The following is a 20442-nucleotide window of genomic DNA, read 5'->3' as shown; positions in this document are numbered from 1 at the left end:
CCTGTTTATGCCTTAAGTCCTTCCCTATATGAGTTTCAGCTACTTTTGGGCGTAGGCACTCTCATCGAATTTTATTTTAAGTTAATTATTTGCATAACAATTCCCGAAGAGCCCCGCTTTTTGGATAGCAGTTTTTAATCTAAGTGCATTTTCTTTATAAGATGGTTGCGTTAGCACTTCTTGAATAGCTTGGCGTAATCTATTGATTGTCAAACTTGAAGGAGTAATAAATTTCCCGACGCCACTCCAAGCAATACGGGTAGCCACTCCTGCTTGATCATTAGCAATAGGAATAGCTACTATAGGTACACCATAAAACAGAGATTCTAGTACCGTATTTGTTCCAGAATGGCAAATAGTCAAACTGGCTTTTTGTAATAATTCTAATTGTGGTGCATATTTAACGACGATGGGATTTCCTGGTAAATTAGGTAATGCTTGAGTTTCTAATCCACCTCCTAGGGCAATTACTAATTGTGTATCTAAACCTACACAAGCTTCAGCAATTTTATAAAAAATATGAGTGAGGCGATTTTGCAATGTACCCATTGAAGTATAAATTAATGGTTTATCATTCAATTTTTCATAGGGGAAATCAATTGTTTTTCTCCCTGTAGAATCAAAGTGAGGTCCGGTAAAATGGAGAATTCCGTTTAAATCATGTCTGGGGTATTCAAACTCTGCTGGTTGTTGACTAATAATTGCTAACTTAGAAACAGAATAGTAATCATTAATATTTCTGCAAGCAGGCATACCATACTTTTGGCGATATGCCGAAATCACTTTGTAAATAGGTTGGGAAAAACGAGAAATTACTCCATATCCCAAACGATTACGCAATCTTGCCCACCAAGCAGGGTTATATTTCCAGGTTGTAAAAGCTGGGGGAATAGTATTATCAAAACCATTGACTAGCGCCGAAGAAGCTGTCACAAAAGGAATTTTGAGGAAATCAGCAACAGTGCTACCACCGTAGATACATTCATCAATTATCAGTGCTTCTATTCCCGCATCTTTAATCACCTGTGGGGCATCAAGTAAAAATAAAGCTGTTGTTTTTTCAGACAAATAAATTGTGTAACGCAATGCCGCTAACCCCGTGAGTTTTCCTAGCTCTTCATAAAATTTTGCTGTTGTCCCTACAGGAAAATCAACTGGTGAAATAGCGCGAAATTCTAAGCCAGCAACTTTGACATTTGCTTCTGCATCAGGCATACCTAATACTGTCACACGATGTCCTCGTCTTTGGAGTTCACGTCCCAAGGTATTCATTGTGTTTAAATGTCCAGTAGCGGCTGGACAGATAGAGCCAAAATGTGTCATGATTTTTTCCTTTGTTTAATTATTAAAAACTATTTTTTCGCTACACTATCTTATAAACTAGCATGGGTATCATACCACGGTTCGATAACTTTGAATTTTTCTAACAGCTTTTTACCGAGATTGATATTATAAATAAACCCATTCAGTCTAAATATTTTATAGTACAAAAAAATGCGTTTGTAGAGATTGATAGCTTGAGTTTCTGAAAGCCATTTTCCTGGTGTTTCTTCTCCAAAAAGTCCGCTGGAACCAAATTCAAATTGATGTTCAAAGTATTTACCTTCTCTTGCTGGAAAAGGGCACAGTTGTTGGGATATTTTCCGTTGGTTAATAACTTTAAATTTTTGATAACCAAGTTCTTTCAATATTTTAAACTCTTTTAGCAAATTATTCCAAGACGTTTTATCTGATTCTATGGATATAAATTTTGGTTTACTGTCGAATTGCCGTAAGGCTTTAACACATAACAAGTCTGCCCCTTCAATATCAACTTTTAGATAATAGGGAATCCCAAATTCTTGTAAAATGTTTTCAAATTTAGCACTTTTTACCGTGATTTCCAGGGATTTTGTCCCATAGAACTCGTTTCTTTTCACCCAATCTGGAGAAATTGTCCCCCAAACACTATGATTTAGGTTAGTATAGAAAATAATCTCACCTTCTTGTGGGGCTATAGCCAGATTCAGAAGTTGTAGTTGACCATCATTTATATAGGATTGTAGTCTATTTTTTGTGGTTTCATAAAGCTGAGGATCAGCTTCTATACCCACTACGCAAAAACCTTTTTTTAAATAGTATTCAGTATCTTCGCCCTGATGAACACCAACATCTATGATTAAGTTCTTATTCATGATCAATTTCTGAGGACAAGACAAAAGGCTTGAAAAGTAGGCGGGAGTAGGGTTTGATGAAACATAGAACCAATCTCCACAACCCTATGAACCAGTATAGCATCTAAAGCAGAAGTGTTGAACGTTGAGAAAAGTCAGACAAAAAATGCTATTATAGATAGAATCTAGACAACTTATTACCCTCACAATAGGGAGTTTGCCCTGATGACGAATTTCTCAAAAATCATAAAAGAGCTTCTCAAACCACTGCCTAAAAATGACTACCCCGCTTTAGACACTTTTACATTTTTGTCCTGTTGGATTGGTTTTGCTTTAGATAAAAGCATCGTCAGTATGAGGGACTTATGCAGTCGAATGGTACTTCAAGGAATTAATGTAAATTTATCCACATTTTCTCAGGCAAGCAAAATTAGAGAAACCAGTCCGTTTGAGAAAGTCATTGTCGAATTAAATAAGCGTTTAGTTGCCAAAAAAGGAATAGAGAATGCGCGAGCTTTATTTCCTATTGACTCAACAATAATTAGCTTAACCAGTCAACTATTATGGTCGCAAGGATGGCATCAAGTAAAACTCTTCTCCGGTCTCAATAGTATCACAACAGAGGTGGTCGGAATCCTCATCCATTTTGGTCAAGGTCATGACTCGAAAGAAGGAGAAAAAACGATAGAAGCAATTCCATTAAATGGAGTTGGAGTAATGGATAGAGGATTTTCTTCTAATCAAAGAATTACCGAATTACTAGAGATCACTGACCAGCATTTTGTCTTGAGAGTGAAAAATAATATTAGCCTAGAGATGCTCGAAAATGGCCAGGGTAAACTCAGAAAAGATAAAAGACAAATAGAAGTAAGAGTAGTCGCTTTTTGCGACCTAGAAAGTCAAACAGAATTTCGGCTAGCGACAGATTTACCTCTAGAGGGAGAAGGGGCAGTTAGCAATGAAGAAGTTGCCGAAATTTACATCCAAAGATGGCAAATAAAACTCCTGTGGAAATTTTTAAAAATGCCTCTAAAGTTGGATAATCTAATCACCAAAAATGAGAACGGAATCCGCATACAGCTCTATAGCTGCATTATCGCTTATCTGATTCTACAGCTAATAGATATTGAAGAAGGATTTGGGAAAAGCTTATTAGATAAACTGCGCTATTTACAGAGTTTCATGTGTCAACATATTAGTTATGTCCACTGGTTCCGGAGGATTGTCTATTCAACTTAAAATTTGATGTTATAGGGGTATTATTCTTGTCAATGTAAAGTTTTATTACAGGATTCAACGTTTCTGCATCTAAAGCAAGCCCTTCAACCCCCTAACCGTGATGAGCGTATGCGCTTCCTCGAAGAGATGGTAAAAATTTTTCCCACCGCTGAGATTCGTTGTCTGGGTGGGGACTGGGAGTTTGTCGGTCAAGCTTGGTTACCTTATCTTCTCCTGGAACCTTCCCTGTTTTTCCGAATCCGAATTCCAGCTACTGACAAGTAAGTTAACAAGGGAAAACCGCAATGACAATTCATGTAATAAAATCGGTTAGAATCTCATCTGGTTCATCGTCCATGTCATCCTCATCTAATTCATCAATAAAATCGACAGCAGCAGAAAAATTAGCAGCAGCTAATGTCAAAGACTGCTGAGATTGCAGTTGCGCCAGGAGTTGTTCGAGATTTTTTAAGCGAAATGATAGAGAATCAACCTCTTATTTGAATTCATCAATCTTGTTAGTTTTAGCCTGCAATAACTTCAATTCATCTTGAAGAATTGGCAATAAATCAGTGGGAGTAGGCGCATTATCTGCCAGATCAAGATATTGATTTAAATCCGCCAGCATCAATTGATAAATTGACTGATTTTGCGCCCGCGCTAACCCATCAATTTGCGCCAGTAATGCTGGTGTAACTTTGGTTTTAATGACGACTTTTGTGGATTTGCTCATAAATATTAAATCTAATCAATTAAAACATCAGACCTCTTGCATAATTTTTTTATGGTATAATGGAGCGGTTGGCTTTTTTCTCGATTTTTAGATGGAAGTCGAAAAAAGAATAAAATCTGCTCTTAGGTCAGGAAATCATCCATACTTTTGCCAATAAATATAGCAAAAGTATGGATGATAAAAACTTATCATATGAACAGTTCAAACGCCGTTTCGGTGTGTATAAACAAACCTACAGAAAGATGGTAGAATCAGTAAAAAGTGTTGAAGCTGAATCTAATTCAGCGTTCGGCTGAGCGTTCGACAAAAGCTCACGCCGAAGTCTCACGGCCGAAGCCATCTAAAAGGGGACTGAAACCTAAACTATCTAGAGAAGAACAAGTTTTAGTAACGTTAGAATATTGGCGACAATATAGAACATATTTTCACATTGGTACAAGCGGTCAACTATCAGAATCAACTATAGGTCGGATTGTAAATAAGACGGAAAAAATGCTTTGACAATCGGGAAACTTTCGTTTAAAAGGGAAAAAAGCTCTACTAAATCAAGCAGAGATACCGGTCGTAACGGTAATGGATGTAACGGAAACTCCCATGGAACGCCCCCAAAAGAAACAGAAAGATTTTTTTTCAGGTAAAAGAGGTTATCATACTAAATCCGTTGAGTATAGGCTACTTATAGAGGAGAGGCACTCATGCAACAGGCAAGAGGCAAAAGGGGATATAAATACTCAGTTTTTAATAACCAGATTTAGTATCATACTTTAAAATCCCAATTAGTAGCTGATAAAAATACCTAGGAAATTATCTGTGTCTTTTGTGGGAAAGGCAGCGGTCATGATTTTAGTTTATTTTAAAAAAGTCGAGTTCGTTTTCATCCTTTAACTACCGGCATAGAAGACAGTGGTTATCAGGGAATATCTCAATACCATAGTAATAGTTATACACCAAAAAAGAAACCTAAAAATAGAAAATTAACAGACTTATAAAAGGAGTATAACAAGGCTTTAGCCAAAGAAAATATTATCATTGAACCTATAAATAGGAAACTCAAAATCTTTAAAATATTATCCTGTAAATATCGGAATCTTCGTCGAATATATAGTTTAAGAGTTAACTTGTTGGCGGCTATTTATAACTGTGAGTTAGGGATAGGTATAGCAACTTCTTAAAAGTTGCCAAACATTAATCAAGTCAAGGAGAATTTATTCTCAATTATAAAAATTGAGATAGTTTGTGCCGCTTAAATAAAGAGGTTTTCATAACCAAATTAAAGCATATCTAAAGAGTTTTGAGTTAAAAGTAAAACTTCAAGTTTTCATTCAGAACAAATATACCAATTAACTGATTTTTGGGGTAAAATTAGTTGACCAATCATTATAACATATAATTAATTTGCAAGAGTTCTACTGATCACTGAAAAAAGCTCCCCACACCCCACACCAATGCTTAACAATCAAAGATCTTCGCCGGTGTCTGTCATTTGTTTAGGGGAAATCCTCTATGATCTAATTGCCGATCAAAGCGATCGCGCTATAGAGCAAGTAACTTCTTGGACAACCTACGCCGGGGGTGCGCCGGCAAACGTGGCCTGTGGATTGCGAAAATTGGGCATAAATTCGGCTTTTATCGGTTGTGTGGGCAAAGATCAACCAGGAGAACAGTTAATCGCCTTGCTAGACGCTCTCGGAGTCGATACCACTGGTGTACAGTATCACCCCACCCTACCCACCCGACAAGTTTATGTCACCCGCGATGCTGGGGGAGACAGACATTTTGCGGGTTTTGGCGGCAGAAAAACGACTGATTTTGCCGATACTGCCCTTAATGCTGACCTATTGCCCGAAAATCTCTGGAAAAATGCCGATTATCTAGTGATGGGAACCCTAGGGTTAGCCTATCCCCCGGCGAGAGCTGCGATGATGCGCGCCCTGCAATTGGCTAAAATTTACGGGGTGAAAGTATTGATCGATATCAACTGGCGACCGGTTTTTTGGCCTAATCTTGAGGCTGCCCCTGATATCATTCGAGATTTTATTGCCCAGGCCGATTTGCTCAAATGTAGCGAGGAAGAAGCAGCATGGTTATTTGGCACTGATACCCCCAGAGAAATATCATCACAATACCCCAATTTAGTGGCAATTCTGGTTACTGGCGGCGCAAAAGGGTGTAAATATCATTTAGGCAAAAATAGCGGCACTGTCGAGGCTTTTACCGGGGAGGTAGTGGATACAACTGGGGCGGGGGATGGCTTTGTGGCGGGTTTTTTGGCTCGTGCTGGTCTGGGAGGCGATCAAATCGGGGAAAATGCCGATTTAGCGCGTAAGGCGGTGATTTATGCCTGTGCAGTGGGGGCAATGGTGACAAGAAGAGCAGGAGCGATCGCATCCCAACCGACTCGGGAACAGGTGGAGGAGTTTCTAGCGGCCTTTGACTCCTAGTAATTAGCCCTTATTTGCCAGTTTTTTGGTCAAACCAGTCTAAAACACGATTCCATGCCCACCAGCGATCGCTATCGCCCCACTGACGCTGACAGGATAAACTGCTGATATAACCCACATGACCGCCATGGTTGGTTAAGAGTAGATCCACGTGGGGATTATCAGCGATCGCTGCTTGCAGATCGGGAATAACTGCGGGGGAAAAGAGGGGATCATCGGCTGCGTAGAGGATAAAAGTGGGTTTAGTTAAATAGGGTTGAAAGGGCAAGGGACTACTAGCGGCATAATAGTCAAAAACTGTCTCAAATCCTAGCTTTTTAATCACTAATTCTCGATCGAATCCGGCAATCGTGGTGGCGCGAGTAATTGCTTCGGGATCGATATGATCGGGATGAGCTTTATGGATGCGTTTGGCTAACTTGCGTAGTTCCCGGGCGATCGCTTTTTCCAAATGTTTCCCCCAGGTATCCCGGACGAGATAGGATAAAGAACGATTAGAGTCTAAATTAGGACAAATTACCGCACCACCGCCGATATCGATGGGATCGATCCCCATATCTTCCTGATTCTCTGCCGATTTAATTCCCCAGAGGGCCAATTGTCCCCCCAGAGAGTAACCCGTGAACCAAAAAGGAGCGGGACAGCCCATTTTTTGGGCTTGGGCGGCAATATGAAGGAAATCTAGCCCTTCATAGATACCATCGGAGGTGAGAGTCGGGGATAATTCGGCTGTCTTACCGTGGGCCCGCCAATCGAAGAGGACGACTGCGTAGTTTCTTGCTACGGCTTTTCTGCCTAAAATTCTTAAAAACCATTGATTATCTAAGTCTCCCGTGATGCCGTAGGTGCCGATAATTGTTCCCTTCGCTTGCGGGGGAATGGAAACAATCCCGTAGATGGGGACGGCATCGGCCCCGGTGAAAATGGTTTCTTGATAGACTGGTTCGGGAATAGCGATCGTATTTTGCCAGGTTTCTCGCGCTTTTAGGGACACATAGAGAGTCATGGCAAAACCGTTTTTCAGCAATGGGGGCGGAGTGTAGGTGAGATTATCGGTCCTCGTCCTCGGATGGGCAATCATGGCAGCACAGGGGATTCAAAAAGTCAAGAGGGGGAGACAAAAATTAACTTATGCCCACCGCTTTCTTAAAAATTGTAAAGCAAATTGTCCCAAGCGGCGAGCAACTCTGGCAGGGCAGCGGCCGACCAATTGCCCTCACAACTGCGACCTTGATAGAGAATCAATCGCAGGGAATAATTATCAGGAAATCCTGTCGCTTCTAACCATAAAAGCTCGCTTTCCGCTTCACAAGCAATACTTTCTTCATCCATTAATTCTGTGGCCATGGCTGCCATAGTTGCGGTCAATTGTGATAGTAACCGACGCAAATCCTGCCACTCGGCCTCGGTTAATTCGATCGCCCAATCATCGCCACCAATTAATCCTTTATAAACGGTTGCCGTAGTATTCCAACCGAGTCGCCAACCCGAACCATATTTGAGAATTTTTTCCATAATTTTCTAGAATTTTAATAGGTCGGCATCTCCCGGTTTTGATAATGATGGACGACGGGGAGAAGGACTAGGAGAAGGACTAGGATTGGGGGTTTCTTGGGGAAGAATAGCGGGGTTATAAATTTCGACTAAAAGAGTTACTAACTGCTGCCGTTGACGACGATTAAGACTGTTCATCGCTTTGATATCGGCAGCCATGGGATTAACGGTAAGGGTGGCCTGTCCGGGATAGTTTTCTTCGCTGATTTTCTCGTTCACTCCTAGATAATCTCCTAGGGTTAATTGCCAATCAAAACGGATGAGAGTAAATCTTTTTTTGGTATCTTGATGATAACGAAGAAAGCGACTTATTAGGGTATTATTCGGATCGATCGCTCCTGTCTCTCGACGGATATAGTTGTTTTCTTTCGGTAAATCTGGCATTGCTTGATAAATTTGTTGGGCAACTGTTTCGGGACGTTGAATTTGGCTCATCCCGGTGGATTGCCAGGATAACCACCAGAAAAATATCCCTATTCCTAGCCAGAATACTAATAATATTATTCGCTGAATTTTCAGCTTTTGAGGGAATTTTAAGAGCATATTAATCAAGAAAAGATTGAAGTTAATTATCTAGCAACAGTCGGAATTTTTCAGGAACATTTCAAGAGGTTGGGAATGTTATAATCATCTAAACAATACCCCAACTCATCTAACTGTAACACCTAGGCTCAAAGTTACGCCAGTCATCCCCATCATAGCAAAGATTGGACACGATCGAGAGGCCAGTAAACTTTATAGGCTTGACCAACGATATAACTTTCTGGCAAAAAACCCCAAGCATGGGAATCAAAACTATGGTTACGATTATCTCCCAAAACAAACAGGGTTTTTGGGGGTACAGTCATAAATTCTATTTCATAATTGGCTAACTCGGCGGTGTAGGGTTCCTCGATAACTTGCCGGTTGAGATAAACTTTACCCCTGCGGATTTCAATGGTATCCCCGGCAATAGCGATGACTCGTTTAATAAAAAAATCTCCAGACTTAGGATCTAGTTGCTTAATTTTTTCGGGAGTTCTAAAAACAATTATATCGCCTCTTTCCGCTTGATAATTACCAGATTGACTGACGAAAACGCGATCACCGACTGCGAGGGTAGGTAGCATGGATTCGCTCGGAATCTCGAAAAATTCTATTTTTTGATGTAACCAATCGGGAAAATAATTACAGATAATTCCCCAAGTAAAAATTGCTGCCACCATCAGCGCCAAAATGGAACGATAGGTGTGACGATGGGGATGGAATTGATGGGGGAAAGTGTGATAAACATGATAAATAGCGATCGCTGTAATTAAAGGAGTAAGAAAGAGGATATTGGTCAAAAAATGATCCATTTTCAGGGTAATCAGGGATATAGTCAGAAAAATTATCCCTAAGATCACCTTATCGGCGTACAATTGCCCTAACCCCGGTATAATCCGGTTAGCGAAGACGGCAAACCAGGGGTTTTTTTGTTGACGGGGAATTTTCTCTAAGCTGTTATTCTGTCTGGAATCATAAACACTCCAGTGAGCGTCAAAAATATTGCTAATGTAAAGGACAACCAGAGCAACTATTCCCCCTAATCCCCAGCTTACAGGGCCATTGGGACTAAAAATTGACCAAATTGTCACAATTATTAATATTACTTGAGCGATCGCCCAAATGGTTGCTTTCTGGTTTTTGTTAGCATACCATTGTCCCAAGCCGGGGAAGAACATCGAGAGATTGACAGCTAACCAGGGATCTTTTGCTAGTGAATTAGTCGCATCAGGAGGAGAAACAGCCGAAAAAAGGGGGGGTTTGCTCATAGTATAGACCTATTGCCAATTCAGTGAACAGTGATCAGTAATCAGTAAACAGTAATCAGTGAAAACACATTAGGAATAATACTGCTCGCTTAATATATACTGCTCACTTAAAACTCAAATCTGATAACTGATAACTGATAACTGATAACTGGTAACTGATAACTGCTCACTTAAAACTCAAATCTGATAACTGATAACTGATAACTGATAACTGATAACTGATAACTGCTCACTTAAAACTCAAATCTGATAACTGATCACTGATAACTGATAACTGGTAACTGATAACTGCTCACTTAAAACTCAAATCTGATAACTGATCACTGATAACTGATAACTGGTAACTGATATAGCAACCAATAACAATTAATGCTTTTACTTCAATTTAGCACATCTCATTACTGTCGCAAAGCTCGTTTAGCCCTAGGTTATAAGGGGATTGATTACCAAGTAGAAAATCTCACCCCCGGACTACATATTCTCAAACTCAGGCCCCTAACCAAGGGGTTAACCACTGTCCCCGTTTTAATGGCAGCAGATGAGATTATTGCCGATTCTACTGCCATTTTCAGATATTTAGAAAAAGTAGTTCCTGTCCCCTCTTTTATTCCCGCTGGGGAAAAGGAGAAAAATCAAGCTTGGTTACTAGAGGATTGGTTAGATGAAAGTATTGGAGTAGCGACGAGATTTGTCTATTATGATTATCGCGCTGGAGAGGGAAAAGCGATCGATCCTTCCCTGAGTAGTCAAATAATTATTAAGATCGTGCGACAACAGTATAAAATCACCCCAGCCAGGGTAAAACTAGCGGAGGAGCGCCTAGAAAATGCCCTCAAGATTCTAGAATATTGGCAAAATCAGGCCTATTTGGTGGGAGATAAATTAAGTGTAGCCGATATTGCCGCCACTGCCCTACTCAGTCCTCTGGCTCTAATTCCCAGTTATCGTCAAAAATATCCCTGGTTGTTTGCTAGAATCGGGGAAATTCATCAACAGTGTCGAGAAAAATTGCCTCCCGGTTTAAATTAAATGCAGCGAACGACCAAAATTATCATCCTCATCTCGATCGGTTTCTTATCGCCCCTAAAAGCCCTTGCTTTGCCCGCTCCTGAAGATATTCCCGAAGAAGTTTTACGAGCAGAAATTATCACTTCGGCTCGATCGCCCCTTGATAATCAACCCCTAAATGCGGCAGAATATGCCTTACTAGAAGAACAATTAGCCACTAGCATTTATCCCCCCCAAATTAATCCCAAGATTCGACAATTAATTGCCCTGAGAAGATTACAAAAACTCCTCCAGATATTGATACCTTTTTATCGTTAAGATCGAAATAGCCGATCTCCTTTGGCGAGAGTGCATCTGCTAACCAAAAAGTTAGAGAGGATTGGAGTAAGGCGATCGCTTTTATCACCAGCAGACAAAAATCCCGTGTTATGATTAATGAAAAAATCATAAAGTTTTGTAACAAACCTTGACTGCTATCCTCCACCCCCAAGAAAAACCCCTGCTTAATCGTCCTTGGTACTCCCTGTCCCCTCTCTGGCAAGGAGACGAAACCGATGTTAAACAAGGTTTACCCCATAGCCAACTCGCCCCCCCGTGGCAGATTTTAATTCTCGGCGATGGTTCTCCCACCCGTCATTTACAACTTTTAACTGGTGAAAAAACGGAGGTGGATGTGATCGATATGTCCCCCATCGGCGACGATGAGGATGGCGCACCGATGAAAATTAGCCTGATTCCAGGACCGAGATTGCGTCGTCAAGTCTGGTTACGCACAGCTAGTGGTCAAAGGTTAGCCTATGCCGCTTCTTGGTGGTCTGCCAATCAAGTGGACGAATATCTAGAAAATCGTTCCCTACCGATTTGGGAAAGTCTCTCGCGGCTGCACACGGAATTGTATCGCGATGTGCAGGGACTTTATTACGGTCATTCCCCAGAATTAGAAATAGCTTTTGGGGAAAAAGGAGCATTTTGGGGTCGTCATTACCTATTTTGGCACGCTCGCCAACCCCTTACCCTGATTTACGAGGTTTTTTCTCCCTATCTCCGTAAATACCTCGGCGAAATGAGAATTGATCAATTAGGATAACTGCTGTAGATATTTCTATGTAGGGTTTACTGAATAAAGCTAAAAACCTTGTTGGATAATATCTTTAGGCTTTTTTGAAATCAAAAAGTGGGGGAAATTTAGGCACTTTTTCCCTGAAAATTAGGTAATTGGCCACCTCAAAACAGGTAAAACCCCACACCCCACACCCCACACCCTACCCCCACGAAAAACTTTTTGCCGCAAACCCTAGTTATACTAAATCCAGTTATTAAAAACTGATTATTTATTCTCCGTTTTGCATGAGTGCATGAGTAGAAAACGGGTTTCTCGGAGAAACCCGTTTTCTGTGCGTTACTCAACGGATTTAGTATTAAGCTTTGGAGAGAATTAAATGATTTTTCTCCGTTAATTTGGCCATCCAACCCGGTTCAATCACAATCGTGCTAATTTTTTCGATAATAATTGCAGGTCCTGTCAAACAATCAAAAGGTTGCAGATATGAACGCTGATAAATAGGCGTTTCCCGCCATTGATTAGCCATAAAAACCGCTACTCGATCGAGGATAGGAGGTAATTCTCCCAGGGGACGGGTGCGAGTTAAAATTGCTTCTTGGGGACTGTCCATAGTCTCGATCAATTCCACGGCAATCGACTCAACAATTAAAGCTTTTTGTTCTTGTTTAAACCCATAACGTCTTTGATGTTCCCATTCAAAATCCTGACGCATTTGATCGCTAAAATTAACCACTAAAGTGGCATCACTGCCCTGATATTTTAAACTAACTTGCTGCCGCACCCGATTATAACCCTCTAATTCCCGACCCGCTAAAACTTCTAATTCGTTCATTTCCGTGAGTAACTGCCCGATTAAATCGGCATTTAACGGCTGTTCGATCGCTTTTTCTTTAATTACCCTCAAATCGGCCAAACCCATGCCGTAGGCACTTAAAACCCCAGCGTAGGGATGGAGAAAAATACTTTTCATTCCCAGAGTATCGGCAATTAAACAGGCCACTTGACCCCCGGCACCGCCAAAGGTACAAAGAGTATAATCACTGAGATCATAACCCTTTTGTAGAGAGATTTTTTTAATCGCATTAGCCATATTTTCTACGGCAATTTGAATAAACCCCGCAGCCAACATTTCAGGACTATTATTACCCCCCATTGTTGCCGCTAATTCGTGAAACTTTGTCAGCACAATCTCTCTATCTAGGGGTAAATTTCCCTCTTGTCCAAAAATAGCGGGAAAATAGGCGGCTTGAATTTTTCCTAACAAAACATTAGCATCGGTAATTGTTAATGATCCACCCCGTCGATAACAGGCCGGTCCCGGATTAGCTCCGGCACTTTCCGGTCCGACCCGAAAACGATAACCATCATAGACTAAAATCGAACCCCCACCGGCGGCCACGGTGTGAATACTTAACATCGGCGCTCGCATTCTTACGCCGGCAATTTCGTTATCTGTTTGCCGCTCGTATTCCCCTTGAAAATGAGAAACATCGGTGCTAGTTCCTCCCATATCAAAACTGATAATTTTGCTAAATCCCGCCCTTAAACTGGTTTGTACTGCGCCAACTATTCCCCCCGCAGGACCAGATAAAATGCTATCTTTACCCTGAAATTTATCGGCGGTGACTAAACCGCCATCGGATTTCATAAATAGTAAGCTAGTCTTCGGTAATTGCTGGCTAATACTATCAACATAGCGGCGTAAAATTGGCGATAGATAGGCAGAAACTACCGTGGTATCTCCCCGGGATACCAGTTTCATTAAAGGACTGACTTGATGGGAAATGGCTAGATGAGTAAAGCCGATTTCTTCGGCAATGGCTGCCACTTGTTTTTCGTGGTCAGGATAACGATAACCGTGCATAAAAACAATCGCACAACTTCGGATACCCGCTTGATAAACTGGTATTAAATCGGCTTTAACTTGGGCGGGATTAACGGCGATTAATTCTTGTCCTTGACTATCGTAGCGTTCGGCCACTTCGATAACTTGTTCGTATAATAAAGAAGGAAGAATAATTTGACGAGCAAAAATATCGGGGCGATTTTGATAGCCAATTCTCAAGGCATCTTTAAAACCTTTGGTGATTAACAAAACCGTGCGCTCTCCTTTTCTTTCTAACAGCGCATTGGTGGCTACTGTTGTTCCCATTTTAATCACTTCGATGTTATCTAGGGAACCGCTAATATCTTTAATCCCTTGAATGACTGCATCTGGGTATTTTTCGGGATTTTCCGAGAGCAGTTTATAGAGAACAATCCACTGTTGATCGGCAAGGGGAACAATCAGAAATCTAGCGGCATCTCTAGCTAGTCGTTCAATAATTTCTGGTCGATCGATTATCGCCACGATATCGGTAAAAGTCCCCCCTCGATCGATAAAAAATTTTAACATAATCCCTTCCAGTTCTCAGAATCAATTAACAATTGTGCCTAATCCTTTTAAAATAAACTAGATTGATTTATCTGAGTAAGCAAAATGTCCACAGGAATCGCTATCTTAGGGGTAGGACGTTGGGGAGTCCATTTCGTCCGTCATTTTTCTCAACATCCCTCAGCACAAGTAGTGGCGATCGTTGATCCCTCCCCCGAAAAACTCCGTCTCTGTCGCGATCAATTTAATCTCGATACTAATAAGGTTATTTTAGCCAATGACTGGGAATCTATTCGCAATCACCCCGAAATCTCGGCTGTGGTCGTCGTTACTCCCGCCATCAGTCATTATCCCCTGATTAAAGATGCTCTTGATTTAGGTTATCACGTCCTCGCCGAAAAACCCTTAACCCTCAATCCCCAAGAATGTGCCGAATTAACGGCATTAGCGGCGAAAAAACAGCGTATTTTATTAGTTGATCATACCTATCTTTTTCATCCCGCCGTTATCACCGGACAAAAAGTCCTGCAATCCGGCGGTATCGGTAAACCTCTTTATGGTTATGCCACTCGCACCCACCTGGGTCCCGTCCGTCAGGATGTGTCCGCTTTGTGGGATCTAGCTATTCACGATATCTCGATTTTTAATCATTGGTTAAATAGTACACCAGTATCGGTACAGGCGAGGGGAACCTTCTGGCTACAACCTAATCTAGCCGATTTAGTCTGGTTAACCCTGATCTATGGCGATGGTTTTCAAGCGACTATTCACCTTTGTTGGTTGAATCCCGATAAACAGCGACGTTTAGGGATAGTTGGCAGCGAAGGGACTTTAATTTTCAATGAATTAGACTCTCGATCGCCTTTAACCCGACAAAAGGGCTATTTTGAACGTCAGGAAGCCTATTTTATTCCCCAGGGACAGGAGACGGAATCTATCCCTATTGCCGATGGTGAACCCCTGAAAGCATTGTGCGAACATTTTTTAGAGTCGGTGGCTACGGGTGTCAATTCTCCTGTATCTTCGGGATCGGTAGGGACGGAATTAGTCAAAATCCTCCAAGCAGCAGAATTATCTCTAGCCAGAGGTGGAGAGATTGTGCGCTTAGAATAGGGAAAAATGGGATCGATAAGCTGTTGACTATCTAAATTACTCGTTAAGACTGCACCGGGGTTGAGAGCCGGGAAACGAGCGATCGCTGTCTGCTTAGTCGATGTGTTGGGCAATGATGCCAGTGCTACAGTTGAGGTAAAATCTACGGCGTTTCCCAGAAAGATGAAGTATAACCTGATTTGCTATTGACGAGGAGTTTATACATGACTAGCAATTATTATAGGTTGGGTTGACGCCTGTTACCCAACCAAGAGTAACCTTTGGGGCGGTTGGGTTTCGCTTTTTCAAGGGAATTGAGCTATTTTCGACCCAGTATTGTTTCGCTCAACCCAACCTACGAGGCAATGGCGATCGCACTACTGTATTGGGAAAGATTTCATCATCCCCATCCCCAGGTTCAACGGCTCGGCTGAGCGTTCGACAAAAGCTCACGCGGCTCGACTGAGCTCGCCGAACGCCTTAAGATGGAAGTTCTTTGGTTAAAGAGTCAAAAGATATGATAGCTGATAGCGTTCTATCAACCAGCGATAACTATACCAGCGGTGTTTTTGGTTTTTGCCAAAATACTCTCCTGATTTAAATGATATCGAACATGATTTTAGGGCATTAAAGAGAGCAAGAATGTCTGCTCCTGTGGGTACACCCCTTGATGAAATTATTCGTACTTATTGTGTCGCCTAGTGTCTCGTTTTTATTTGAAATAACTATAACTGAAAAGTCTCCCCCCCTAAACCATAACGCTGCCCGATTTTGCTAGGATAAGAAATGTAACAAGAATCTTTCTCAACAGTCGGATAATTCATGGGCAACGATACCATCACCTTACTCTCTTCCCGGGAAATTGAAAAAATGCGTCGAGCCGGACGATTAGCGGCTAAACTGTTAGATCATCTGGCAGATATGGTCAAACCGGGGGTAAGTACCCTAGAAATCAATGACGAGGCAGAACGTTGGACTCGCGCCCATGGAGCCAAAAGTGCGCCCCTAGGATACCATGGCTTTCCTAAGTCCATCTGTACTAGCATTAACGAGGTTATCTGTCACGGCATCCCCAGCGCCAATCAAATCCTTAAAGACGGCGATATTATTAACATTGATGTCACCCCGATTTTAGAAGGTTATCACGGCGATACCTCGCAGACTTTCTTTGTCGGTACTCCCTCCCCCTTGGCCAAAAAGTTAGTGGAAGTGACCAGAGAATGTCTGCAAAGAGGCATAGATGCGGTGCAGCCGGGGGGTAAAATCGGCGATATCGGCGCAGCTATCCAAGAATACGCCGAAGGACAAGGATTTTCAGTGGTTAGAGATTTTGTCGGTCATGGCATCAGTAATGTTTTTCACACCGGTCCGCAGGTTCCCCACTACGGCATTCGCGGCAAAGGCAAAACAATTCGCCCAGGCATGGTATTCACCATTGAACCCATGATTAATGAGGGTACTTGGCAACATATTCTCTTAAAAGACGGTTGGACTGCTATTACTAAAGATGGTAAACTTTCAGCCCAATTTGAACACACCATCGCCGTCACCGAAACCGGTGTCGAAATTCTCACTGTACCCGATTAAATTTAGGGAACAGGGAACAGGGGATAGGGAATGGGAGAATGGGGAAATAGAGAAGTGTCAACTAATACCCCAAAACCCCAAAACCCTAAAACCCCATCTCCCCACTGATATAGTCATTTCAGATAAGTCTGATACACTCTAGACCGACAAAAACCTTATGAACTCTGGGATTGATATTCTCAATCTTAATTGAAATGACTATAAGTACCTAAGCAAAATTAATTACACATATCTAACCCCCCCTTGCCTCTTGCCTCTTGCATGAGTGCCTTTCTTCACTAGGAAATTTATTTTGCACGACTACTTAACTGATAACTGATAACTGATAACTGATAACTGATAACTGATAACTGTTCACTGATAACTGATAACTGTTCACTGATAACTGAATATATGCAGTATCGTCGTTTCGGTCGCACTAATCTACAAATGCCGGTGTTTTCCTGTGGGGGAATGCGCTATCAATTTCAGTGGCAGGATTTGCCAATGTCGCAAATTCCCGACGAGAATCAAGGCAATTTAGAGGCAATCATTAATAAATCTCTAGAAGTGGGGATTAATCACATCGAAACCGCTAGGGGTTACGGCACTTCCGAGATGCAATTGGGCAAAATTTTGCCGCAACTACCGAGGGATAAGATTATCGTGCAGACGAAAGTTTCTCCTAGTCAAGATGTGCGGGAATTTCGCCGTAAATTTGAGCAATCCCTGCAATTTTTACGGTTAGATTATGTGGATTTGTTGGGTATCCATGGCATCAACACGGCTGAAATTCTCGATGACACTATGGCCGAGGGCGGTTGTTGGCAAGAGGCGAAAAAATTACAGCAACAGGGAAAAGTTCGTTTTATCGGTTTCTCGACCCATGCACCAACTGATGTAATTGTCAAGACTATTGCAACAAATTGTTACGATTACCTCAATCTGCACTGGTACTATATTTTTCAGAATAACTGGCCGGCGATAGAAGCGGCAAAACAGCACGATATGGGCGTTTTTATCATTAGTCCCTCCGATAAGGGCGGCCATCTCTACAATCCTCCCCCTAAGCTCGTCGCTCTCTGTTCTCCTCTCAGTCCGATGGTTTTTAATAACCTATTCTGTCTCAGTCATCCGGCTGTCCATACCCTGAGTATCGGTGCTGCGCAAGCCAGAGATTTTGATGAACACCTGAAAACTTTACCCTTACTCGATCGCTCCGAGGAGATTTTACCGGCAATTATCGAGAGATTGCAAGGAGAGATGATCAACTGTTTAGGCGATAATTGGGTAAAAACTTGGTCTGTGGGTTTACCTAGCTGGGAAAATACCCCCAATCACATCAATATTCGTTCTATCCTCTGGTTACGCAATCTCGCTATCGCCTACGATATGATTGACTTTGCCAAGGCCAGATACAATCTCTTGGGGAATGGGGGTCATTGGTTCCCCGGTCAACAGGCAAAAGAGGTGGAAAAACTCGATTTAACTGCCTGTTTAGCCGCTAGTCCCCACGCTGATAAAATTCCCTATCTTCTCGCCGAAACTCATCGATTATTGTCGGGAGAGACCGTACAACGCTTAAGCAGTAGTTAAAATTCGATGCCGGGTTGCGCTTTCACTCCCTGTTGACGAAAGGGATGTTTAATTAACTTCATTTCCGTGACCAAATCCGCTATCTCGATTAATTCGGGTAAAGCTCCTCTACCAGTGAGAATAACGTGACAATTAGCGGGTTTTAGGGCTAAACCAGCGATAACTTCCTGAATATCCAGATAGCCGAATTTAAGGGCGATATTGATCTCATCGAGTAAAATTAATTTATATTGGGGATTTTCGAGAAAAGTTAGGGCTTTTTGCCATGCTTCTTGGGCTTTCTCTATATCTCTTTCCCTATCTTGAGTTTCCCAGGTGAAACCTTCCCCCATAGCATAAAACTCGATTTGTTCCCCCCAAACACTAAAAATCTTCTGTTCGGCAGGTTCCCAAGCACCTTTGATGAATTGTACCACCGCCACTTTGTAACCATGACCGAGGGAACGTAAAACCATACCGAGGGCTGCCGTGGTTTTTCCCTTACCATCGCCGGTATTAACGATAATTAACCCTTTTTCAGCGATTTTTTCGGCTAAACGTTCCTCTTGGATGACCTTGCGGCGCTGCATTTTTTCTTTGTATTGTTCGGGAGTGAGTTGCATTCGGGTCTGTCTAGTCAAATCAAGATAATTGTAACTCAAGGGGTTATCGATCGCTGTTTGCAGATTTTAACCGGCTAAATTGTCTGGGGGTTGATGCCTAATTCTCGTAATTTTGCGGCTAATCTTTCCTTAGCTTGTCGTTCTTGTTCTTTTTCTACAAGAGCTTGTTCCTTTGCCTGTCGTTCTTGTTCTTTTTCTAAAAGAGCCTGTTCTTTTTCTAAAAGAATCTGTTCCCTTTCTAAAAGAATCTGTTCCTTTTCTAAAAGAATCTGTTCCTTTGCTTGTCTTTGCTGTAATTCAGCTTCTTGGGGAGTGGGAACCAATTGACCATCGACAGTAAAATAACGCAGTTTCCGGTCAAATATGCCTAAATATAATCCTAACTCTTCACTCCATAGATAACCCTGCTCATTGGTAGAAATAGCTTGATATTGTCCCTCAATTAGTCTAAATCCTTGCAATTCTAACGTATTAGGATCGAACCAAAAATAATTAGGAGTGCGAAAAGTATTTTGGTAGAGAATTTTCTTTTTAGTGCGGTCAATATTGGCCGTAGAATCGGAAAGAATCTCGACGATTACATTGGGATATTTCCCCTGTTCTCCCCAAACCACCCAACTTTTGCGGGGACGTTTTTCTGTATCTAAAACCACAAAAAAATCAGGACTACAGAAATCGCGCTTTTTCAGTTGTTCTTCGTTATAGTAGATAGTCAGATTACCGGAAGCGTAGTAATCGTTTTTCTCTTGCCATAATAATTCTAGACAACTGAGGAGAATTATGATCTGTTGCAGGCGTAAATCACTTGCCAAGGGTGGTTCATCACTCCATAAATCGGTGGGGGGACAGGTAACTTCTGGTAAAATGTCGAGAGTTGTCATAGTGGTAATGATTTGGTAGTAGTGGCGTAGCCCTCTTGCTTACCTGGTATGAATTGTGTCAAATATTTATGAATAAAAATAATTGGCTCAAATCAGTCTTTAAACCTCTAGCTTGCTCATGACTTTTCTGATAAATATCTTTTTCTGGCTCCTGTCTGGCTTACTCAAATATCAGTAGAACTCTTGCAAATTAATTATATGTTATAATGATGGGTTAACTAATTTTCCCCAAAAAATTAGTTAATCAGTACATTCGTCCTGAATGAAAACTTGAAGTTTAACTTTTAACTCAAAACTCTTTAGAGCTGCTTTAATTTGGTTATCAAAACCTCTTTATTTAAGCGGCACAAACTATCTCAATTATAAAA

Annotated in this window: 18 protein-coding genes and 4 pseudogenes; 12 read left to right on the top strand and 10 right to left on the bottom strand. The window is 41.6% G+C overall.

The features are described 5' to 3' along the window. Positions 1 to 81 precede the first annotated feature (81 nt). Together H6F92_RS01525 and H6F92_RS01520 are read right to left on the bottom strand one after the other, a co-directional pair. The gene (locus tag H6F92_RS01525) at positions 82 to 1323 is read right to left on the bottom strand and encodes a glycosyltransferase (RefSeq protein WP_190356544.1); all 1242 of its coding nucleotides are present in this window, start codon (positions 1321 to 1323) and stop codon (positions 82 to 84) included. A 50-nt stretch (positions 1324 to 1373) separates the two neighbouring features. Then, positions 1374 to 2174, bottom strand: a complete 801-nt coding sequence (locus tag H6F92_RS01520) for an FkbM family methyltransferase (RefSeq protein ID WP_190356543.1) — start codon at positions 2172 to 2174, stop codon at positions 1374 to 1376. Positions 2175 to 2375: 201 nt separating this feature from the next. Here H6F92_RS01520 and H6F92_RS01515 point away from each other — a divergent pair, with 201 nt between their 5' ends. Continuing rightward, positions 2376 to 3392, top strand: coding sequence for an IS4 family transposase (locus H6F92_RS01515; RefSeq protein WP_190356545.1), 1017 nt, complete (start codon positions 2376 to 2378; stop codon positions 3390 to 3392). 93 nt (positions 3393 to 3485) lie between these two features. Next, positions 3486 to 3653: pseudogene (locus H6F92_RS26935) on the top strand (IS4 family transposase); the annotation flags it as partial. A gap of 214 nt (positions 3654 to 3867) precedes the next feature. Here H6F92_RS26935 and H6F92_RS01510 read toward each other — a convergent pair. After that, positions 3868 to 4104, bottom strand: a complete 237-nt coding sequence (locus H6F92_RS01510; RefSeq protein ID WP_190356542.1) for a hypothetical protein — start codon at positions 4102 to 4104, stop codon at positions 3868 to 3870. A 170-nt stretch (positions 4105 to 4274) separates the two neighbouring features. Here H6F92_RS01510 and H6F92_RS01505 point away from each other — a divergent pair. The 3 genes and pseudogenes from H6F92_RS01505 to H6F92_RS01495 form a co-directional block, all read left to right on the top strand. Next, positions 4275 to 4749: pseudogene (locus tag H6F92_RS01505) on the top strand (helix-turn-helix domain-containing protein); the annotation flags it as partial. Positions 4750 to 4859: 110 nt separating this feature from the next. Beyond that, positions 4860 to 5276: pseudogene (locus H6F92_RS01500) on the top strand (transposase family protein); the annotation flags it as partial. Between the two features lie 273 nt (positions 5277 to 5549). Beyond that, the gene (locus tag H6F92_RS01495) at positions 5550 to 6545 is read left to right on the top strand and encodes a carbohydrate kinase family protein (RefSeq protein ID WP_190356541.1); all 996 of its coding nucleotides are present in this window, start codon (positions 5550 to 5552) and stop codon (positions 6543 to 6545) included. Between the two features lie 10 nt (positions 6546 to 6555). Here H6F92_RS01495 and H6F92_RS01490 read toward each other — a convergent pair whose 3' ends face one another. The 4 genes from H6F92_RS01490 to lepB all read right to left on the bottom strand — a co-directional run bounded on the left by H6F92_RS01490 (position 6556) and on the right by lepB (position 9892). Continuing rightward, positions 6556 to 7626 (bottom strand): YheT family hydrolase, encoded by a 1071-nt coding sequence (locus tag H6F92_RS01490; RefSeq protein WP_190356540.1) that lies wholly within the window; start codon positions 7624 to 7626, stop codon positions 6556 to 6558. 65 nt (positions 7627 to 7691) lie between these two features. Further along, positions 7692 to 8060: a DUF1818 family protein gene (locus H6F92_RS01485; protein WP_190356539.1), complete on the bottom strand. Its 369-nt coding sequence runs from the start codon at positions 8058 to 8060 to the stop codon at positions 7692 to 7694. Positions 8061 to 8066: 6 nt separating this feature from the next. Beyond that, entirely contained in the window at positions 8067 to 8642 is a 576-nt protein-coding gene (locus tag H6F92_RS01480; protein ID WP_190356538.1) for a hypothetical protein, read from the bottom strand. A 152-nt stretch (positions 8643 to 8794) separates the two neighbouring features. Further along, positions 8795 to 9892 (bottom strand): signal peptidase I, encoded by a 1098-nt coding sequence (gene lepB / locus H6F92_RS01475; protein WP_190356537.1) that lies wholly within the window; start codon positions 9890 to 9892, stop codon positions 8795 to 8797. 369 nt (positions 9893 to 10261) lie between these two features. On the opposite strand from lepB, the gene H6F92_RS01470 reads away from it, so the two are divergent. The 3 genes from H6F92_RS01470 (at position 10262) to H6F92_RS01460 (ending at position 11987) form a co-directional block, all read left to right on the top strand. Next, on the top strand, positions 10262 to 10921 hold the full coding sequence (locus H6F92_RS01470) for a glutathione S-transferase family protein (RefSeq protein ID WP_190356536.1): 660 nt from the start codon (positions 10262 to 10264) through the stop codon (positions 10919 to 10921). Then, positions 10922 to 11218: a hypothetical protein gene (locus H6F92_RS01465; protein ID WP_002767927.1), complete on the top strand. Its 297-nt coding sequence runs from the start codon at positions 10922 to 10924 to the stop codon at positions 11216 to 11218. A 148-nt stretch (positions 11219 to 11366) separates the two neighbouring features. Beyond that, positions 11367 to 11987: a chorismate lyase gene (locus H6F92_RS01460; protein WP_151697304.1), complete on the top strand. Its 621-nt coding sequence runs from the start codon at positions 11367 to 11369 to the stop codon at positions 11985 to 11987. Between the two features lie 331 nt (positions 11988 to 12318). On the opposite strand, the gene H6F92_RS01455 is transcribed toward H6F92_RS01460, so the two are convergent. Next, positions 12319 to 14358 (bottom strand): hydantoinase/oxoprolinase family protein, encoded by a 2040-nt coding sequence (locus tag H6F92_RS01455; RefSeq protein WP_190356535.1) that lies wholly within the window; start codon positions 14356 to 14358, stop codon positions 12319 to 12321. An 84-nt stretch (positions 14359 to 14442) separates the two neighbouring features. On the opposite strand from H6F92_RS01455, the gene H6F92_RS01450 reads away from it, so the two are divergent. From H6F92_RS01450 to H6F92_RS01435, 4 genes and pseudogenes are all read left to right on the top strand, one after another. Next, entirely contained in the window at positions 14443 to 15450 is a 1008-nt protein-coding gene (locus H6F92_RS01450; protein WP_190356534.1) for a Gfo/Idh/MocA family protein, read from the top strand. Between the two features lie 552 nt (positions 15451 to 16002). Beyond that, positions 16003 to 16131, top strand: a pseudogene (locus H6F92_RS01445) (IS630 family transposase); the annotation flags it as partial. A gap of 120 nt (positions 16132 to 16251) precedes the next feature. Next, positions 16252 to 17016, top strand: a complete 765-nt coding sequence (gene map, locus H6F92_RS01440) for a type I methionyl aminopeptidase (RefSeq protein ID WP_190356533.1) — start codon at positions 16252 to 16254, stop codon at positions 17014 to 17016. Between the two features lie 393 nt (positions 17017 to 17409). Then, positions 17410 to 18591, top strand: a complete 1182-nt coding sequence (locus H6F92_RS01435) for an aldo/keto reductase (RefSeq protein WP_190356532.1) — start codon at positions 17410 to 17412, stop codon at positions 18589 to 18591. Here H6F92_RS01435 and cobO read toward each other — a convergent pair. Together cobO and H6F92_RS01425 are read right to left on the bottom strand one after the other, a co-directional pair. Continuing rightward, positions 18588 to 19193: a cob(I)yrinic acid a,c-diamide adenosyltransferase gene (gene cobO / locus H6F92_RS01430; RefSeq protein ID WP_190356531.1), complete on the bottom strand. Its 606-nt coding sequence runs from the start codon at positions 19191 to 19193 to the stop codon at positions 18588 to 18590. The genes H6F92_RS01435 and cobO overlap by 4 nt on opposite strands. Positions 19194 to 19267: 74 nt before the next feature. Continuing rightward, on the bottom strand, positions 19268 to 20074 hold the full coding sequence (locus H6F92_RS01425; RefSeq protein WP_190356530.1) for a Uma2 family endonuclease: 807 nt from the start codon (positions 20072 to 20074) through the stop codon (positions 19268 to 19270). Positions 20075 to 20442 lie beyond the last annotated feature (368 nt).

Origin of the sequence: Microcystis wesenbergii FACHB-1317, assembly GCF_014696875.1 — a bacterium.
GTDB classification, from domain to species: Bacteria; Cyanobacteriota; Cyanobacteriia; order Cyanobacteriales; family Microcystaceae; genus Microcystis; species Microcystis wesenbergii_A.
The sequence above is the reverse complement of the archived record's forward strand: the minus strand, read 5'-3'. Positions and strand labels throughout refer to the sequence as shown.

Bases quoted from the DNA above. Each gene is read 5' to 3' on its own strand.
- lepB (WP_190356537.1), bottom strand. From the start codon at position 9,892: ATGAGCAAACCCCCCCTTTTTTCGGCTGTTTCTCCTCCTGATGCGACT.
- H6F92_RS01490 (WP_190356540.1), bottom strand. From the start codon at position 7,626: ATGATTGCCCATCCGAGGACGAGGACCGATAATCTCACCTACACTCCG.
- H6F92_RS01470 (WP_190356536.1), top strand. From the start codon at position 10,262: ATGCTTTTACTTCAATTTAGCACATCTCATTACTGTCGCAAAGCTCGT.
- cobO (WP_190356531.1), bottom strand. From the start codon at position 19,193: ATGCAACTCACTCCCGAACAATACAAAGAAAAAATGCAGCGCCGCAAG.
- H6F92_RS01455 (WP_190356535.1), bottom strand. From the start codon at position 14,358: ATGTTAAAATTTTTTATCGATCGAGGGGGGACTTTTACCGATATCGTG.
- map (WP_190356533.1), top strand. From the start codon at position 16,252: ATGGGCAACGATACCATCACCTTACTCTCTTCCCGGGAAATTGAAAAA.
- H6F92_RS01485 (WP_190356539.1), bottom strand. From the start codon at position 8,060: ATGGAAAAAATTCTCAAATATGGTTCGGGTTGGCGACTCGGTTGGAAT.
- H6F92_RS01525 (WP_190356544.1), bottom strand. From the start codon at position 1,323: ATGACACATTTTGGCTCTATCTGTCCAGCCGCTACTGGACATTTAAAC.
- H6F92_RS01435 (WP_190356532.1), top strand. From the start codon at position 17,410: ATGCAGTATCGTCGTTTCGGTCGCACTAATCTACAAATGCCGGTGTTT.
- H6F92_RS01465 (WP_002767927.1), top strand. From the start codon at position 10,922: ATGCAGCGAACGACCAAAATTATCATCCTCATCTCGATCGGTTTCTTA.
- H6F92_RS01520 (WP_190356543.1), bottom strand. From the start codon at position 2,174: ATGAATAAGAACTTAATCATAGATGTTGGTGTTCATCAGGGCGAAGAT.
- H6F92_RS01425 (WP_190356530.1), bottom strand. From the start codon at position 20,074: ATGACAACTCTCGACATTTTACCAGAAGTTACCTGTCCCCCCACCGAT.
- H6F92_RS01495 (WP_190356541.1), top strand. From the start codon at position 5,550: ATGCTTAACAATCAAAGATCTTCGCCGGTGTCTGTCATTTGTTTAGGG.
- H6F92_RS01510 (WP_190356542.1), bottom strand. From the start codon at position 4,104: ATGAGCAAATCCACAAAAGTCGTCATTAAAACCAAAGTTACACCAGCA.
- H6F92_RS01450 (WP_190356534.1), top strand. From the start codon at position 14,443: ATGTCCACAGGAATCGCTATCTTAGGGGTAGGACGTTGGGGAGTCCAT.
- H6F92_RS01480 (WP_190356538.1), bottom strand. From the start codon at position 8,642: ATGCTCTTAAAATTCCCTCAAAAGCTGAAAATTCAGCGAATAATATTA.